Consider the following 17,545-nt stretch of genomic DNA (forward strand, 5'->3'; position numbering starts at 1 on the left):
CGCTAGCGTTCGCTGCCATGCGCAGCAGGAGTTACGGGCCGGATCTGACCCCGCCGTGGAAGAAGCCGAAGCCGGTTCCCGAGGTGGAGGCGGAGCGGGACCTGGTGGTCGAGGAGGCCGGGACCGGGTTCTGCGGCGCGGTGGTGCGGGTGGAGAAGACCCCCGAGGGCCTGACGGTCACGTTGGAGGACCGGCACGGGAAGCTGCGGGTGTTCCCGATGGAGCCGCGGGGCTTCCTGGTGGACGGTGCGGTGGTGACGCTGGTGCGGCCGCGGGCCGGGCAGCCGGCGCCGCGGCGGAAGACGCACACCGCGTCGGGGTCGATCGTGGTGGCGGGGCATCAGGCGCGGGTGGCGCGGGCGGGCCGGATCTACGTCGAGGGCAAGCACGACGCGGAGTTGGTCGAGCGCGTGTGGGGCGACGACCTGCGGATCGAGGGCGTGGTCGTGGAGTTCCTCGAAGGCGTCGACGATCTGCCCGCGGTGGTACGCGAGTTCGCTCCCGGTCCGGGCCGCGGGCTGGGGGTGCTGGTCGACCACCTGGTGCCCGGGTCGAAGGAGAGCCGGATCGCGGCGGAGGTCGCGGCGGGCCCGTTCGGCGCGCATGTGCTGGTGGCGGGGCACCCGTTCGTGGACATCTGGCAGGCGGTCAAGCCGTCCGTGCTGGGCGTGGACGCGTGGCCGTCGGTGCCGCGCGGGACGGACTGGAAGACGGGGATCAACGCGGCGCTGGGGCGGACGTCGTCGACCGGCGAGACGTGGCGGTGGATCCTGTCCCACGTGCACTCGTACCGCGACTTGGAGCCGGCGCTGCTGGGGCGGGTCGAGGAGCTGATCGACTTCGTGACGGCGCCGTCGGAGGAGTGACGGGCCGCGCCCCGCGTTTCTTGTGCTGCGGAGCGCGGCCGGATTCTGCGCTTTCGGGACGCCGGTTCAGGACACCGGCTCTGGACACCGGTTCAGGACATCGGTTCAGGACACCGGGAGCGCCAGGCGCGCGATGGCGTCGTCGTCGCAGGTGGCCCAGAACGCGCCGACGACGTCTTCGAGATGCGCCATCGATTCGGCGCGGAACAGCACGTCCTGGTAGTGGGTGATGTCGTACGTGGTGGTGCCCATGGCGGCCAGGTCGAGCGGGCGGATGTCCATCTGGCGGAACTCGCGGATCTCGCCGTACGAGGACAGGATGCCCGCGCCGTAGGCCTTGAGTTCGCCGCCCTCGGCCATCACACCGAACTCCAGCGTGAACCAGAAGACCTTGGACACGAACTCCAGCGCCTCGCGGGTCTCCACCCTGCGCGCGGCCTCGCCGGCCAGCCGGTACAGCGCGGCGAACCGGTCACTGGCAAGAGCGTTGGCGTGGCCGATGACCTCGTGGACGACGTCCGGCTCGGGGGTGTAGAGCGGCACGCTGTGGTGCCGGATGTACTGCGTGGAGTGGAAGAGGGAGTCGGCGAGCGTGCCGTAGAACTCGCGCAGCTCGACCAGGCCGGCCGCGGGCAGGTAGCGGAAGCCGGTGAGGGGCTCCAGCCAGTCGCTGACCTCCTCCAGCTGCGGGATGCGGTCCTTCGGCAGCGCGAGGCGCTCGCAGCCGTGCAGGTACTCGGCGACGGCCAGCTCGCGGTGGGCCACGGCCAGCTCGGCGGACACGATCCGCCACACTTCGTGTTCCTCGGGGGTGTACTCCACGGCGGGGATCGGCTCGCCGGGCACGTGGCGCAGCGCCAGCTCGGCGATCCGGTTGCGCCGTTCGCGGTACACCGGGTCGGCGAACCCCGGGTGGCTTCGCGACAGCTCGACTTCGATGCTGCCGTCGGCACGCCGGGTCACCGGGGCCAGGTACTGCGCTTCCTCGAACATCGCCGCCTCCTCGCGGGGCCGGACAGGACCGATCGGGTCCGGACGGAACCGGTATCCGCCGGGCGACCGGGCGTCGGCCGACGGGTGAGGACCACCGCACAGCGGCGCCGCCCACGGGCGCGCGGGGATCACCACGCGACCCGCTATGTCCAGTATGCGCCCGTATGCCGTGGGTGACGGCTCCGGCAACGCCCCCGGACCGGACCCCGCCGGCACCCGTGAAGGCACCCGCCGGCCCCGCGCAGCGGCACATCTGCGAGGGATCGCCTCGACTGCGTCCATCGCATACCCGCACGGGCGGCCGAAGCAAGATCCACCACGGAAAAGGTGGCCCGGACGCGCGGGGAGCCGGGCCGGAAGGCGTCAGGCCTTCCGCGCCGCGACGACCTTGGCGACCTGGGCGCGCATGACGTCGTCGGGGAACGAGCCTTCATAAGCCATGAAGCTCACGATGACGTTTCCGACCCGGATGAAGGTGGCGGGCAGTGTGTAGCTCTTGCTGCCGGCCTTGGTGGTGACCAGTGAGGCGAAGCCTTCGTCGCCGAGTTTCGGCGGGATGCCGGGGGCGAGGTGGTATTCGGCTTCTTCGCCCTGCGAGTCGACCGCTCGGAACGTCGCGCAGCCGGGGCGGGCGGCCGCGGCGTCGGCCATCAGCTTGGCGGCGCCGTCGTCGGTGTAAGCGCGGATGCCGATCGCGCGCAGCGAGCCCTTGGCGGAACCGTCTTGCAGCCCGGTGCGCACGGCTGCGACCGGCTCCACGGCGGCACTGCGCCCTTGCAGCAGGTCGGCAACGGCTTGGCACTTCTCCGGGTTCGCCGTGCCGGTGTCGTCGGTCAAGACGGCGGAGCCGGTCTTCCAGCCGGAAGGAAGGTCGGCGTTGGCCACCAGCAAGTCGGGGACCTTCGCCGGGTCGATGTCCTTGCCCGCCGCAGGTGCCGAAGCCGCGGCCGTGGACGGCTCCCCGGCCGGCGCGGAGCCGGCCGGCGAAGGCGCACCGGCCGCAGGCGCGACGGGCTGCCCCTGCGCGGGTTTGTCAGCCGACTCGCCGGCCGCCCTGCCTGCCGCGTTGCCGCCGCCGGAACAGCCGGCGGAAGCGATCACAAGCGCCAGCAGTGCGGCGGCTGTTGCGGCATGGCGAGCGGCGCGCATGAGACTCCCCGGGAAGGCCGGACAAGGCAAGTGGTCGAGTCCGGATCATGCCGCACCGCTCACCGACGCCGGGGCGCGGGTCAGCCCTTTTTCGCCGCGGTCAGCTTGTCCACCTGGGTCTTCACCAGGTCGTCCGGGAAGTCCTTCGGGAACATGCCGACGTTGACGTCGCTGACGACGTAGACGGCGGCTATCGCGGTGCCGACGCGGATGAACTGGACGTAGCCGGCCGGGTTGGCGTTGGAGGGGTTGTCCATGGACGCCTTGGGGCCGTAGGCGACCAGGAGCTTCAGGGACGCGTCGCCGAGCTTGGGGGCGTCCTGGGTGCCGCCCTCGACGGAGGTGATGTCGCCCTTGGCGTTCTTGGCGCTGTAGGCGAGGCAGTCCGTGGTGGTGTCGTTCTTGACCGCGCCGGCGGTGTCGGCGAAGAGCTTCTCGGCGACGCCGGGGGCGAATTCGGCCAGGGAGACCTGGTAGCTGCCGCCGGGGCCGGTCAGGGTGGCGCCCGCCTTGGCGGTGGGCTGCTTCTTCGGGTCGCCGAAGACCAGGTCCCAGACCGGCTGGCAGCCCGCGGGGGTGACGGTCTGCGCGGTGGGGGCGGGGAGTTTGCCGGCGGCGGTCTTCCAGCCGGACGGGAGTTCCTTCGCGGAGAGCAGGGCGGTCTGGAGTTGCGCGGCGGTGAGCGCCTTGCCGTCGCCGCCCGGGTTGCCGGAAGCCGCACCGGAGGGTGCCTCGGCGGACGGGGCGGCGGGTGCGGACGCCGGGGCGGTGGTCGAGGCCGCCGCGTTGTCCGCCTTCGTGTCGTCTTTCTTGTCGTCCGAGCCGAACTTGCAGGCCGTGGCCGCGAGAAGCAGCGGCACCAAGGCGGCACCGACCAAACGCGCGCGTGCGGAACGCATCGAAGTCCTTTGCAGAAGGGGGGAAACACCGGGGGATGTATTGACCCGCGGTCAATTGCCCGGATCGTAGCCGCCCGCACCCGCTCCGACCTGGGGGAAAGCCCTCGGGAAAGACCAGCAACCGCCCCGCAACCGTTCTTTGGCATGTTCTTTGCCAATCCCACGGGAAACAGAAACCCCCGCCACCCCAAGCTGGCTTACGGTGCGGGTGACGAAGAAACATTCCTGCACGATCAAGAACCCGATGAACCCGATGCCCGAAGGCCGCTCCCACCGCCCGTCGGAAGCGAGTTCGGCGGCGAGGAACGACCTGCGTACGGCATGGTCGACGCGCGTTGCGCCCCCCGCGCGCCCGCTCCCCTCCCGCCGCATTGACGCGACGCCCGGCGGTCGAGAGACTGGCCCCACTCTGGGGGGAGCCATGCACGTGGGGATAACTCATGGGCCGGGCGGAAACCGGTCCGAAGCGGCGCGCGAAGAGCGCCGCGACACAATCGAAGCGCTGACCGAAGTCTCGGACCACCTGGACTTCGCACTGCGCCTGGTGCGCCGCATCGTCGCCGACCAGGCCCGGCTCGGCCAACTCACCACGCGGATCCACGCCGTCGAGGAACGCCTCCACGACGACCGCTACTACCTCGCGGTCATCGGTGAGTTCTCGGCCGGCAAGAGCACCTTCATCAACGCCCTGCTCGGCCAGGACCTCCTCCCCACGTCCGCGCTGCGCACCACCGCCGCCGCGACCCGCATCACGCACGGGCCGGAATTCGCCCTCGAAGTCCGGTTCCGGCTCGACGGGATCCGCTACCAGTACCCCACCGGCCGCGCCGCGGGCCCGCACAGCCCCCTCGGCCGCATGCTGCTGCACCTCGCGCCCGACGCCACCGTCCCCGACGACACCGCGGGGATCCTGTCGCTGCTCACCGCCGACGAGCGGTTCGCCCCGCACCTGTCGTACCTCGAAGTCCGGCACCCCGCCGCGCCGCTGCGCGACGGGCTGGTCATCATCGACACCCCCGGCACCAACGCCGAGGTCGGGCACACCGACATCACCAGCGAGGTCATGCGCACCGAAGCCGACCTGGCCGCGGTGCTCACCCCCTCCGCCTCCCCCGCCTCGACGTCGCTGACCGCGTTCCTCACCGACGCGCTCGACCCCGGGCTGCTGCGCCGCTGCATCTTCCTCGTCACGAAGATGGACCACGTCGAGGACGACGAGCACGACGACCTGCTCGGCCACGTCCGCAAGCGGTTCGCGCGCCTGCTGGGTCTCGACGACGTCGTCGTGCAGGGCGTCGCCGCCGACGCCGTGCTGCGCCGCGCCACCGGCCGGGAACTCCTCGGGCCGGAACAGGAGTACTGGGCGGACATGTTCCCGGCGACGCTGGAGACGCTGCGGGACCAGATGCAGCGCCAGCGGATCATCGCCGTGTCCGACCACCTGCTGCGCCTCATGGAGGACGTGCTCACCGAGCTGGGCGGCGAACTCGAGGACGCCCAGCGCCGGTTGGCGGCCGAGGAAGCCGAGCTGGACGCGAACCGCATCCCGAACCTGGCCGCGTTCGGCGAACGGCACGCGGCACGCGGCGCCCTGCTGGTGGACGCGGGCGCGGAGAACGCGCGGCGTGCGGTAGGGGCGATGGCCGCGCAGTGGCAGCAGTACACGCGCCGGTCGATCGACACGGCCATCGACACCGCGGTCACGCCGGACGACATGCGCCGGGTGATCCGTGCGGACGTGCCCGACCTGATCCGGCGCGACCTGCCGCGCATCGGCGACGTCGTGCAGAAGGCGGTGACGTCGGCGCTGGCGGACAGCGCGCGCGAGGCGGAAGGGGCCGTGGAGGCCGCCTTCGAGGCCGAGTACGCGAAGCTCGACCAGACCGCCGTCGTGCAGATACGGACGAACGTCACGATCGTGTCCGGGACGGTGCTCGCGTCGAACGCCCTGCGGGCGTACGAATCGAACGTCTCGGGTGTCACACAACAGATACGGGCGGTTCGCGGCCAGGCAACAAGATCGGGCCCGATCGGGTCCGGTGTGGACCAGTGGTTCGCGTCGATGCCGCCGCCCACCGGGCCGCGGCGCGGGAGCGTGCCGCCGAACATGCCGCCGCCGCGGCTGCCCGGCTCGGCGCCCTATCCCGCGTACCCATCCGGGCATTCTCCGCAATACGGCGGCCCCAATTCGGGCGGAATCCACTCCTACCCCCCGCCGCCTCCCCCGGGGGCGCCGAGCATTCCGCCGCCGCCGATGCCCGGCCAGTCGGCGCCGAACTACGGCCCGCCGCCCCAACCGCGCAGTGGGCTGGGGGCGTTCGCGGCCCGTATCGCCGACTCGATGTCGTCGACGGACATGAACGCACTGCGGAACCACGCACGGGCCGAAATGCATCAGACACTCCAGACGGTCGCGGACGGCCTCGCACGGCAGATCGACGAAGCCATCCTCTCCGCGACCGAGCACTACGCGGCGACGGTCCGCGAGCACGTGGAGCAGTACCGGGCCACGTACGCGCACACCGTCGACGAGCTGGTCACGGAGTACGAACGCCGCGAGGGCATCCTCACGGCACGCAGGAATCTTTTGCACGACGCCACCAGGCAGACCGAGCAGCGGCGCGCGACCATCACGAGGCAGCGCGAGCGGCTCACGACTCGGGGGGGATCCCGAACATGACGGACCACTTCAGCGAAGACGCGTACAACTCGGACCTGGACCAGACCGGGTACGACGACGGCATGTCGCACGACGGCACGGGCTTCGACGACCAGAGCGTCAACGACCAGCTGTGGAGCGTCGAGCAGGGCATGGACGACCTGTCGCCCAACCTGCCGGACGACATGCCCGCGTCGGACATCTCGTACGACTCCGTGCCGGACGCGCCGGAGCTGCCGACCTACGACGACCCGTCGTACGACCCGGCGGCCACCGAGGACCAGGCCGCGCTCGACCCGTCGGGCAACCCGCTCGACGCGGCGCCCGCCGGCACCCAGGACTTCGGCGCCGACCCGGCCGCCGGCACCTCGGCCGACCCGTGGGTGCAGGACCAGATCGACGCCGCGAACGACCCGTACGGCGCCCAGGCCCCGGACACCCTCGACGCCGACGTCAACGACGGCACCGAGGAGTGGAACCCGCAGGGCGGCGGCTCCGAGTTCGACCCGTCGACCGGCCACTACGTCGACCCGGTCACCGGCGACGAGTACAACGCGAACGGCGAGCTGCTGGACCCGACCACGGGCCAGCCGTACGTCGACCCGCTGGACGTGCCGCAGGGCGGCGACATGCCGGCCTACGACCCGAACGACCCGAACGTCGGCCTCGACCCGTCCGACCCGAACTACGACCACTACTACGCCGAGAACGGCCACCCGTACGACGGCCCGAGCGACGTCCAGGACGGCACCGGCTACGACCCGGCCGACTACCAGCCGGTCGAGTACGACTACAGCGACCCGTTCGGCCAGGACGGCTACGACCCCGGCTACGACCCGTACCAGGAGCCGGGCTACAACCCGTACGACGACAACGTGTACGGCGACTCGTACGACGTCCAGTTCGACCCGTGCTACGGCGACTCGCACTACGACTCGTACCAGAACGTGTACGTCGACAACAGCACGCACATCGACGTGCACCAGGACGTCTACGCCTCGGCCTCGGACACCACCGTCATCGAGAACAACGACGGCTACGCGCCTGCCGAGGTGGACTACACGCCCGACACGAACTACGACACGACATACACCGGGTGGGACCAGTCCTACGACGCCCCGTACCAGTCGTACGACGCCATGGAGGTCGCGCACTACGCCCCGACCTTCGACGTCACCGACTTCGACGGTGCGGGCACCCCGCTGTCCGACGGCGCCTTCTTCCACCCGGTCGAGGACCCGGCGCACGGTCCGATCAGCGTCGAGGCGTCGATCGTCGAGAAGATCACCGGCGAGCCGTACAACGAGACCTCCGCGGTCCAGGAGGCGGAGAACGCCGGGATCTACGACCCCGAGGCCGGCATGTACAACACCCAGGTGGGCAGCTACCTGGAGCTGCACGGCATCGAGACCGAGACCGTGTACGGCGCCGACATGAACACCCTCATGGACGCGCTGGAGCACGGCGACCAGGTCATCGCCGTCGTGGACACCAACGAGACCGCCGACCCGCTGCGCGACGTCGCCACCGGCGAGCCGATCGAGCAGAACCCGCCGGCGCTCAACTCGGTGTGGGTCACCGGCATCGACGTCGACGAGAACGGCCACGCGTTCGTCATCGTCAACGACCCGACGTGGCCCGAGGGCCAGACCCAGGCGATCGCCGTCGAGGACTTCGCGAACGCGTGGGCGGACGGCGACAACCAGGCGGTCATCGCGCACACCGGCGAGCCGACCGGCCGCTGAACTCGCTAGCACCGTAGTCCGGTAGGCGGTGGTGCCGGGTGGGCGCCCGCCCGGCACCACCGCCGCCGGACCCGGGGCACGCGGGACACCCGAGGCATCGGAATCACCCGAACCACCCGAACCACCCTGCCGAGACCGCAATCCCGGGGCGTCCGGTACCGCTCCGGCGGCGCGTCGTCCCCGGACGGCCGGTGCGCCGGCACCCCACGCCGACACTCGTGTCGGACGGCAGGTCGCCAGGCAGACCCCGAACAACCTCCCGAACAACCTGGAGAGGACAACCTCCGTGACCATCGACCGTGAGGCCGTCAACGCCCGCGTCGCCCAGGCCCAGCCGCGCCGCCAGGGCGGTGTGGCCGGGCTCCTCGGCGGGATCCACCGCAGCGCCGAACTCAAGGGCTGGCTCAAGCCCGCCTCGATAGCGCTGCCGCCGGTGCCCGAGCGGGTCGACGGCCAGTGGACGCTGACCGCGCTGCTCGCCGTGGGCCGCCGCGAACCGCAGGCGCCCGTCATCGACGTCGCCCCGGCGTGGGCCGCGGTGCAGTGGGCGTGGCCGTCGCAGAAGGTGCTGCAGACCGTCACCCTGTCCGAGCACGAGGCCGCCGCCGCCATGCTGGCGAAGGCCGCGGGCTCCGGCGCGACCTGGAACCTGTCGATGCAGGCCGAGGCGCTCGCCGCGCGCGCCCGGTTCTTCCAGACGCTGACCCGGTTCGTGTCCGAGCCCGTCGAGCGCGACCTGAAGCTGCTCACCCGCGCCTACGCGCAGGTGCTGCCGCGCGCCGCCTACCCGATCTACCACGTGCTGGTGCCCAGCACGCGGAGCTGGCTGCAGGCCGCCGCCGCGCCGGGCCAGTCGGCCGCGGGCCGCGAGGCGCGGGCGCGCGCCGCCGCGGGTGCCTCGGCCGAGGCCGGGGTCTCCGGTCTACCGGGCCCGTCGAGGACCGCGGCGCAGCGTCCCGCTGCGCCGAAGGCGGCCCCGGCCGCTCGCGCGCCGCAGGGGGCGGGGGCCCCGGCGCGCGCGAACGGCCCGTCCTCGGCGGGCGTCCCACCCCAGCGGGCCGCCGCCGCGGCACCCCGTCCCGCCCGGCTCGCGGCTCCCGGCACGTCCGGGGTGACCGGCGGCCCGGCCGAGACGTCGGGTGCCGCGTTGTCCGATCCCATCTCCCGCACCCGCGAGCTGGCCGAGGAGTTCGGTCTCGGGCAGATCTGCACCGAGGTGGACCGGCTGCGCACCCGGATGCGCCGGCCGGGCTTCCGGCTGGCGGTCGTGGGCGAGTTCGGGCGCGGCAAGTCGTCGCTGGTGAACCGGCTGCTGGGCGCGAAGGTCGTGCCCGAGGGCCGGCACACGCGGGTGCCGGTCGTGGTCGCGCCGGGTCCCGAGGAGCGCATCGAACTCCAGTACGCGAACGGCAAGTCCGACGTGCGGCCTGCCGTCCCGTCGACGTGGCAGCAGATCGACGAGGAAGCGCAGCGTTCCGGCGACGGCGCGCTGGTCGGTGTCCGGGTGCTCGTCACCGATCCGGAACTGGCCCGGCTGGACGTGGAGATCGTGGACACGCCGGGCGTGAACGCGGGCGAGGGCGCCGACGACGAGAAGGCGCAGGACCTCGTGCGCCGCACGGTCGCGGCGAGCGACGCGGTGTTCATGGTGGTGTCGGCCAGTCAGCCGCTGGGCATTTCGGAGACCTCGTTCCTGGAGGAGGAGGTCATCTCGCGGCACGTGCCGCGGATCACCGTGGTGGTGTCGAAGCTGGACACCGTCGACGACGACGAGCGCGAGGACATCGTCGACTACCTCGGCGGCCGGGTGCGGCGCATTTCGCCGGTGCTGGAGGTGCTCGCGGGCCCGCACCGCGAGGACGCCGCGCCGCTGGCGTCGGTGCGCCGCCGGCTGGAGGAGTACGCGTCGTCGGGCGGGCGCCGGTCGATGCGGGCCCGGCAGACCGCGGGGCAGCTGCTGGGGCTGCTCGAGGAGATGGCGGAACTCGCGCGCCAGGGTGTCGCGGACGCGGCGCTCGGCGACGAGGAGCGGCGCCGCGCGGCCGACGAGGCCGAGGTGCAGATCGACAAGATGACGGCCGAGTGGGGCAAGGTCCGCGTCGAGCTGCAGCGGCGGCGCGGGGAGACCGCCGAGAAGTTCCGCGAGCACTTGGCGCAGTCGCAGGAGGACCTGCTGGGGGTCCTCACGTACGAGATGGAGCGCACGCCGGACCCGAAGACGTGGTGGGAGCGGGATCTGCCGTTCCGGCTGCGCCGCGAGCTGACCGGGTTGGCGAAGAAGTACGAGGGCCAGCTGCACGCGAGTGTGCAGGGCGACTTGCAGTGGCTCGACGCACAGATGAAGAAGCACTTCGGCAAGGGCACCTTGCACAAGGTGGACAAGGCCGAGCAGTTGTCGACGGAGTTCGAGCTGCACGAGGCCGAGGACTTGGGGTTGAAGGACCTCAAGAGCCGCAAGCTGGCGTGGCGGATCGGGCCGAGCGGCATCGCGGTGCTGGGCATGCTGCTGATTCCGCTGACCGGCGGGCTGTCGATGCCGATGGGTGCCGGTATGGCGGCGTCGGTGGGCGGCATGGTGCTGGGCGAGGTGAAGTCGGGTTCGCTGACCGACGGGCAGCGCTCGCAGGCGTCGAAGGCGCTGGCGCCGGCCGTCGAGCAGGTGCTGGCCGGGTTCGCCGAGCAGGTGTCGGAGCGGCTGCACACGCTGTACGCGGGGGTCATGGACGAGGCGGTGCGCGGGCAGCAGGCGTGGCGCAAGGACCGGCTGGCGGCGCTGACTTCGCAGGGCAAGGGCGGCCCGGACTGGCAGCGGCTGTTTTCCGCTACGCAGGAATTGCTGACCGGGGTCGGCGCATTGATCGACGGTGAGACCGTCCGGAAGTAGTTCGGCCCGATCACCGTATGATCCGCGGGGACCAGCGCGGAGGGACAGGAGAGCAGTGGACGACAACCCGGTGATGCGGCGCTCCAACGGCGGGTACAGCGCGTGGCGCGCCCGGCAGGAGACGCTGGTCGAGCTGATCGACCGGCTGACCCCGATCATCTCCGGACTGTCCATCGGCAGCGGGGTGAAGAAGCTCGCTTCGGTGCGCACGCGCGCCGCGTCCGAGGCGTTCAAGGTGATGATCGTCGGCGAGTTCAAGCGCGGGAAGAGCACCGTGATCAACGCGATGCTCGGCGACAAGGTGCTGCCGTCGTTCGCGCGGCCGTGCACGGCGATCATCAACGAGGTGATGTGGGCCGACCAGCGTTCGGCCCTCATCTACCCCCTGGAAGCGGACGGCAGCGCGGGCGACCCGATTCCGATCGGCGTCGAGGAGATCGTCGACTACGTGACGATCGGCGCGGACGACGACAACACCCCGAACCCGTACCAGCGGGCGGTGGTGCGCTGGCCGCTGGAGCTGTGCCGCAACGGTGTCGTGGTGGTGGACTCGCCGGGGCTGAACGAGGCGCCGGAGCGCGAGCGCGTGACGCTCGCGTATCTGGAGCAGGCCGACGTGCTCGTGTTCGTGGTGGACTGCCAGGCCGCGATGTCGCGCAGCGAGCAGCTGTTCCTCGACGTGCACGTCAAGGCGCGCGGCCACGAGGACGTGTTCTACGTCGGCAACAAGATCAACCTGGTCGAGGAAGAAGAGCGCGAGGACGTGCAGCGGGAGATCCGCAAGCGCCTCGGCCCCTACGTCTCCCGCCCGGACCGGGTGTTCTTCGTCAACGCGCGCGCCGCGTTGAACGGCCGCCGCAAGGAGGACCCGGCGCTGGTCGGCGAGTCCGGCATGGTGGAACTCGAGCGCGCGCTGGAGGACTTCCTCACCCGGGACCGGGGCCGGGCGAAGATCCTCTCCCCCGCGCGCGAGCTGAAGTACCTGCTGATCGAGGCGCGCGAGCAGATCGAACGCCGCGAGACGCTGCTGAACCAGAACGTCGACCAACTGCGTTCCACCTACGAGCGCGTGCAGGTGCCGCTGAACCGGCTGGAGCAGAACCGCCGGGTCATCGTCGCCCAGATGGAAGGCCACCTGCGCGAGACCCGGGCCGAAGTCGAGGACGCCGGCCGCCGGTTCATGCAGCGCGTGATGGGCCAGGTCCCGACGTGGGCGCGCGAGTACGACCCGGAGAACAAGCTCGGCGCCAACCCGTTCAAGGCGCGCGAGAAGATGGAGATGGCGGTCCGGGAGATCTCCGACCACCTCTCCGGCCGCATCCAGGTCGCGTTCGCCGAGTGGCAGGAGAAGGAGCTCAAGCCGCTGCTGCAGCGCCGCGTCGAGGACCTGGAGCGGTCGATCGACGACGACGTGAAGCAGTTCGTCACCCGCATCGACGAGATCCGCGCCTCGCTCACCCCGGCCGAGGCCGAGACGCAGATGCTCAAGGTGTCCGACAAGAACGCGGCACCGCTGGAACGCCTCCTCGCGGACGCGGTCTCGTTCGTCCTCGACCCCGGTACCGCCCTGAGCGGCGGGAAGTTCAGCCTGCGCACCATGCTCACCACGCTCCTGCCGCAGATCGCGGTGGGCGCGCTGGCCGTCATGGTCGGCCTGGGCCCGGTGGCGATCTTCGCGATGCTGCTGGGCGGCAACCTGTTCCGCGGCGCTCTGCAGCTGAACAAGGCCAACCAGCGGATGAAGGAGCAGGTCGCCGAACAGGTCGTGGAGGAACTCCGCGGCCGCGCCGACGTCGATGTGCAGAACCTGGGCGACGAGATCACCAAGCAGCTCCGCGTGATGCGCGACGCGATCGCGCAGGGTCTCGACTCGGAGATCAAGAGCATCCGCGACGAGGTCGGCCACGCGCTGAAGACCAAGGAGCAGGGCGAGGAGGACGCCAAGAAGACCGGCGCCGACCTGCGCCGCTACTCGTCGGAGCTGAACCGGATCGACGAGCAGCTCGCGGACTTGATCATGGACGTGGCGCTGTAGGAGGCCTTGGGCCGCCCGGCCGCCCATCGGCACCCCCGGCGGTATACTCCAGGGTATGACGATGACCACGATAAAGGTTCGTGCCGATGTCCGGGACGACCTGGCGCGTGTCGCCGAGCAGGACCTCGGCGGTGTCACGTTGAACACCGCCTTGGAGCACCTTCTGACGGAACACCGCAAGGCCGCGATACTCCGGTCGTACGAGCGGCTGCAGGCGGATCCCGTCGCGTGGGCCGAATACCAGGATGAACTGGGCGAGTGGGACGGCGTCGCCGGCGACGGACTGCGAGGCGACGGGTGAGCCGGCGGTCGAAGCCCTGGCAGGTGTGGATGGCCGACCTGTCACCGGTCGTCGGCTCGGAGCAAGCGGGCCGCCGACCGGTGGTCGTCGTGTCTTCGGCGCTGTTCGCCGAGTTCCCGACCGAGATGGCGATCGTCGTGCCGCTGACGACCCGGAGTCGCGGGTTGCCCCATCATGTCGCCGTGGACTCCGAGGGGTCCGGGCTGCAGCGGCCGAGTTGGGCGCGGACGGACGATATCCGGACGATCTCGGAACAGCGGCTCGTCGGCCGGCCGCTGGGCAAGGTCTCCGACAAGGAAGCCGAGGATATTCGCGTCTACCTGCGGCTGATGATCGACATCTGACCACCGAGCCGAGTAGACCGGTGGCGGTCGTGCGAACGATGCTCGCGTGGCCGTCGGCTCGCGTGTCAGTCCACCAGGTCGCGGACCACCGCGTCGGCCAGGAGGCGGCCCTTCAGGGTCAGCACGGCGTGCCGGTCCGCGAAGCGGTCCTCGTCCAACAGGCGTTCCTTCACCGCACGTTCCGCCGCGGCCATGCCCTCGGGCTTGAGCAGGGACAGCGGGGCGCCGTCCTTGAGGCGGAGTTCGAGGAGGATGCGTTCGATGCGGCGGTCCTCTTCGGTGAGGATCTCGCGGCCCTGTGCCGGGGAGTGGCCCGCGGTGACGCGCTCGGTGTAGGCCTTGGGGTGTTTGACGTTCCACCAGCGGACGCCGCCGATGTGGCTGTGCGCGCCGGGGCCCGCGCCCCACCAGTCGGCGCCGGTCCAGTACAGCTCGTTGTGGCGGCAGCGGCCGGCGCCGTTGGCGGCCCAGTTGCTGACCTCGTACCAGCCGAGGCCGCCCGCGGTGAGGAGTTCCTCGGCGATGAGGTAGCGGTCGGCGAGGGCGTCGTCGTCGGGGGACGGGAGTTCGCCGCGCTTGATGCGGCTCGCGATGCGGGTGCCGTCCTCGATGATCAGCGCGTACGCGGACACGTGGTCGGGTCCGGCGGCGAGGGCCGCTTCGAGGGACGCCCGCCAGTCGTCGTCGGTCTCCCCGGGGGTGCCGTAGATCAGGTCGAGGTTGACGTGGTCGAAGCCGGCCGCACGGGCCTCGGCGACGCACTCCTGCGCGCGGCCGGGCGTGTGGTGCCGGTCGAGCACGTGGAGGACGTGGGTGCGGGCGCTCTGCATGCCGAAGGACAGGCGCGTGAAGCCCGCCTCGCGCAGCGTCTCCAGATAGGCGGGGGTGACCGACTCGGGGTTCGCTTCGGTGGTGATCTCCGCGTCGGCGGCGAGGCCGAATTCGTCGCGGATCGCGGCGAGGATCCGGCCGAGTTCGGCGGCGGGCAGCAGGGTGGGGGTGCCGCCGCCGAAGAAGACCGTCTCGACGGGCCGGTCGGCGTCGCCGAGGATGCCGCGGGCGAGGCGGACCTCCGCGATCGCGTCGTCGGCGTACCCGGCCTGGGAGGCGCCGCCGCCCAGCTCGGCGGCGGTGTACGTGTTGAAGTCGCAGTAGCCGCAGCGTGACGCGCAGTAGGGCACGTGCACGTAGAACCCGAACGGCCGGGGCTCGTCGCCGGCCGTGGCGGACGCGGGCAGCGAGCCGTCGAGGGGCGCGGGCAGGCCGTCGGGAAGTGCGGAAGGCATCGGCCCAGTGTCCCCCACGGCGGGGCGCGGCCCAAAACCCGGCCCGAAACCCGGTCAGGAACCCGGTCCGGTGCGCGGCGCCCCCGCGGACTCCGCCGGTGTGGCCGGCGGGGCCCGCGGGGCGGGAGGTGCGGCGGTGCGGCGGTGTTCGGGCAGGTCAGGTCTCGACGAGGGTGCCCTTGTACATCGCGTCGAGGAGGGCCGCGTACTCGCGTTCCACGACCACGCGCTTGACTTTGAGGGACGGGGTCAGCTCGCCGTGTTCGACGCTGAGGTCGCGCGGGAGGATCGCGTACTTCTTGATCGTCTGCCAGCGCTGGAGTCCGGCGTTGAGGTCGGCGACGTAGCCGTCGAGCAGCGCCTGGACCTTGGGGTGCGCGACGAGGTCGGCGTACTCGAGGCCGGCGAGGCCGGAGGTGTCCGCCCAGCCGCGGATCGCGTCGGCGTCGAGGGTGATCAGGGCGGAGCAGAAGTTGCGGTTGTTGCCGTGCACGATGACGTTGCTCACGTACGGGCACATGCCTTTGAAGCGCCCCTCGACGTCGGACGGGGCGACGTACTTGCCGCCGGACGTCTTGATGAGGTCCTTCTTGCGGTCGGTGATGCGCAGGGAGCCGTGCGCGTCCAGTTCGCCGATGTCGCCGGTGTGCAGCCACCCGTCGTCGTCGAGGACCTCGGCGGTGGCGTCCGGGTTGTTGTGGTAGCCGGCCATGACCGCCGGGCCGCGGACCAGGACTTCGCCGTCGTCGGCGATGCGGATCTCGGTGCCGGGGAGGGGGCGGCCGACGGTGCCGAGGCGGTTCTCGCCGTAGCGGTTGACGCTGTTCCCGGCGGTGGCCTCGGTGAGGCCGTAGCCCTGGAAGACGGGGACGCCGATCGCTTCGAAGAACTCCGCGACGTCGTCGGACAGCGCGGCGCTGCCGGAGATGCAGCCCTTCATCCGGCCGCCGAACAGCTCGCGCAGCTTGGCGAAGACCAGCTTGTCGGCGAGCTTGTACTGGAGGTCGAGCAGCAGGCCGGGGCGGTGCCCGGCGGCCCGGGCCCGGACGTGCCGGCGGCCGACGCCGACCGCCCACGTGAAGATGGCGTATTTGGCGCCGCCTTCGGCTTTCACGCGGGTGACGACAGTGTTGTAGACCTTCTCGAACACGCGCGGCGCGGCGGCCATGAAGGTGGGGCGGACGATCGGCAGGTTCTCCACGATCTTCGGGATGCGCCCGTCGACGGCGGTGGGGAAGCCGATGCGCAGCTGGCCGGAGATCATGACCTTGCCGTAGCAGTGCGACAGCGGCAGCCACAGGTATTGCAGGTCGTTGCCGTCGCTGAAGGCCATGGTGGCCTGGGCGGCGGCCTGGTAGGACCAGCTGTCGTGCAGGATGCGGACGCCCTTGGGGCGGCCGGTGGTGCCGGACGTGTAGATGATCGTGGCGAGCTGGTCGCTTTCGATGCCGGCGATGCGGCGTTCGACGACGTCGGGTTCCTTGCCGAGGAGCGCGGTTCCGGCGGCTTCGAGGTCGGCGAGGGTGACGACCCAGTCGTCGTCGCCTTCGGTGTCCCCGGCGTCCCCGGCGTCCTCGGGGGCCTCGCGGCTTCCTTCCGGGTCGATGACGACGACCTTGCGGACCGCGCCGAGGCGTTCGCGTTCGGCGCGGAGCTTGGCGACCTGGGCGGCGTCCTCGGCGACCACGACGGTGCTGCCGGAGTCGTCGAGGATGAACGCGGCCTCGTCGGCGTTGGTCGACGGGTACACGGTGGTCGTGGCCGCGCCGGCGCACACGATGCCGAGGTCGACGAGGATCCAGTCGATCCGGGTCTGGCACATGATCGCGACCCGGTCGGTCGGTGCCACACCGAGGGCGACCAGCCCCGCGGCGATCGCGTCGACGCGCTCCGCGGTCTGCGCCCAGGTCAGCGACGCCCATTCCTCGCCGCCGTCCGGCAGCGGGCGCGGGAACAGGTAGGCCACCGCGTCGGGTGTGTCCCGGACCCGGGCGACGAAGTCCACGGCGATGGACGGCGGGCGGTTCTCGATCGCGTCAAGGGTTTCGCTCACGGCGGCCTCCGAGACCCTGGGGTGTGGGGTCACGCCGCCGAGCGGTTTCACGGCGGCGCGGTGTGGTGGAGCGGTGTGGTGGAGCGGTGGTTGTGCCCTGCGTCACGCTTATTGATGATCGGTCAACATAGTCCGGCGGGCCCTTACGCGGTAGTAGCGGAGGCCGCGGACCCCGGCGCCATCGCCATTCCAAGGGTGCCCGATAAACGAACGGCGGGTGTGAGTCGGACTTGTCGGGTTAATCATCCTCGCGCTGGAAAACCGGGGCCTTCCCTCCTCGCAGGCCCAAGGCCGATGAACGGCAGCCTGCTTCGCCCCGGGCAAACGGACA

The 17,545-nt window shown here is 71.2% G+C and carries 12 protein-coding genes; 7 read left to right on the forward strand and 5 right to left on the reverse strand.

Going from position 1 to position 17,545, the window contains the following annotated elements:
* Positions 1–17 precede the first annotated feature (17 nt).
* Positions 18–866: a DUF3097 domain-containing protein gene (locus ABEA93_RS27005; RefSeq protein WP_345678389.1), complete on the forward strand. Its 849-nt coding sequence runs from the start codon at positions 18–20 to the stop codon at positions 864–866.
* A gap of 105 nt (positions 867–971) precedes the next feature.
* Here the strand turns inward: ABEA93_RS27005 and ABEA93_RS27010 are convergent, their stop codons facing one another.
* The 3 genes from ABEA93_RS27010 to ABEA93_RS27020 all read right to left on the reverse strand — a co-directional run bounded on the left by ABEA93_RS27010 (position 972) and on the right by ABEA93_RS27020 (position 3,907).
* The gene (locus tag ABEA93_RS27010; RefSeq protein WP_345678390.1) at positions 972–1,859 is read right to left on the reverse strand and encodes a phenylalanine 4-monooxygenase; all 888 of its coding nucleotides are present in this window, start codon (positions 1,857–1,859) and stop codon (positions 972–974) included.
* Between the two features lie 363 nt (positions 1,860–2,222).
* Positions 2,223–3,008, reverse strand: coding sequence for a hypothetical protein (locus ABEA93_RS27015; RefSeq protein ID WP_345678391.1), 786 nt, complete (start codon positions 3,006–3,008; stop codon positions 2,223–2,225).
* An 80-nt stretch (positions 3,009–3,088) separates the two neighbouring features.
* Entirely contained in the window at positions 3,089–3,907 is an 819-nt protein-coding gene (locus tag ABEA93_RS27020) for a hypothetical protein (RefSeq protein ID WP_345678392.1), read from the reverse strand.
* Positions 3,908–4,334: 427 nt separating this feature from the next.
* On the opposite strand from ABEA93_RS27020, the gene ABEA93_RS27025 reads away from it, so the two are divergent.
* The 6 genes from ABEA93_RS27025 (at position 4,335) to ABEA93_RS27050 (ending at position 13,875) form a co-directional block, all read left to right on the forward strand.
* Entirely contained in the window at positions 4,335–6,587 is a 2,253-nt protein-coding gene (locus tag ABEA93_RS27025; protein ID WP_345678393.1) for a dynamin family protein, read from the forward strand.
* The gene (locus ABEA93_RS27030; RefSeq protein WP_345678394.1) at positions 6,584–8,311 is read left to right on the forward strand and encodes a hypothetical protein; all 1,728 of its coding nucleotides are present in this window, start codon (positions 6,584–6,586) and stop codon (positions 8,309–8,311) included. Before ABEA93_RS27025 ends, ABEA93_RS27030 begins: the two co-directional genes overlap by 4 nt.
* Before the next feature lie 286 nt (positions 8,312–8,597).
* A complete protein-coding gene (locus ABEA93_RS27035; protein ID WP_345678395.1) occupies positions 8,598–11,195 on the forward strand; it encodes a dynamin family protein in 2,598 nt (865 codons plus the stop codon).
* 55 nt (positions 11,196–11,250) lie between these two features.
* A complete protein-coding gene (locus ABEA93_RS27040) occupies positions 11,251–13,230 on the forward strand; it encodes a dynamin family protein (RefSeq protein WP_345678396.1) in 1,980 nt (659 codons plus the stop codon).
* A 55-nt stretch (positions 13,231–13,285) separates the two neighbouring features.
* Entirely contained in the window at positions 13,286–13,531 is a 246-nt protein-coding gene (locus ABEA93_RS27045; RefSeq protein WP_345678397.1) for a hypothetical protein, read from the forward strand.
* Between the two features lie 23 nt (positions 13,532–13,554).
* Positions 13,555–13,875: a type II toxin-antitoxin system PemK/MazF family toxin gene (locus tag ABEA93_RS27050; protein ID WP_345678398.1), complete on the forward strand. Its 321-nt coding sequence runs from the start codon at positions 13,555–13,557 to the stop codon at positions 13,873–13,875.
* A 65-nt stretch (positions 13,876–13,940) separates the two neighbouring features.
* Here the strand turns inward: ABEA93_RS27050 and hemW are convergent, their stop codons facing one another.
* Together hemW and ABEA93_RS27060 are read right to left on the reverse strand one after the other, a co-directional pair.
* On the reverse strand, positions 13,941–15,161 hold the full coding sequence (gene hemW / locus ABEA93_RS27055; RefSeq protein ID WP_345678399.1) for a radical SAM family heme chaperone HemW: 1,221 nt from the start codon (positions 15,159–15,161) through the stop codon (positions 13,941–13,943).
* 157 nt (positions 15,162–15,318) lie between these two features.
* Positions 15,319–17,214, reverse strand: coding sequence for an AMP-dependent synthetase/ligase (locus ABEA93_RS27060; RefSeq protein WP_345678400.1), 1,896 nt, complete (start codon positions 17,212–17,214; stop codon positions 15,319–15,321).
* Between the last annotated feature and the right edge of the window lie 331 nt (positions 17,215–17,545).

The organism is Yinghuangia aomiensis (genome assembly GCF_039542225.1).
GTDB lineage: Bacteria > Actinomycetota > Actinomycetes > Streptomycetales > Streptomycetaceae > Yinghuangia > Yinghuangia aomiensis.

Coding starts and splice junctions, on each gene's coding strand:
- ABEA93_RS27005 (WP_345678389.1), top strand. CDS start 18: ATGCGCAGCAGGAGTTACGGGCCGGATCTGACCCCGCCGTGGAAGAAG.
- ABEA93_RS27010 (WP_345678390.1), bottom strand. CDS start 1,859: ATGTTCGAGGAAGCGCAGTACCTGGCCCCGGTGACCCGGCGTGCCGAC.
- ABEA93_RS27015 (WP_345678391.1), bottom strand. CDS start 3,008: ATGCGCGCCGCTCGCCATGCCGCAACAGCCGCCGCACTGCTGGCGCTT.
- ABEA93_RS27020 (WP_345678392.1), bottom strand. CDS start 3,907: ATGCGTTCCGCACGCGCGCGTTTGGTCGGTGCCGCCTTGGTGCCGCTG.
- ABEA93_RS27030 (WP_345678394.1), top strand. CDS start 6,584: ATGACGGACCACTTCAGCGAAGACGCGTACAACTCGGACCTGGACCAG.
- ABEA93_RS27045 (WP_345678397.1), top strand. CDS start 13,286: ATGACGATGACCACGATAAAGGTTCGTGCCGATGTCCGGGACGACCTG.
- hemW (WP_345678399.1), bottom strand. CDS start 15,161: ATGCCTTCCGCACTTCCCGACGGCCTGCCCGCGCCCCTCGACGGCTCG.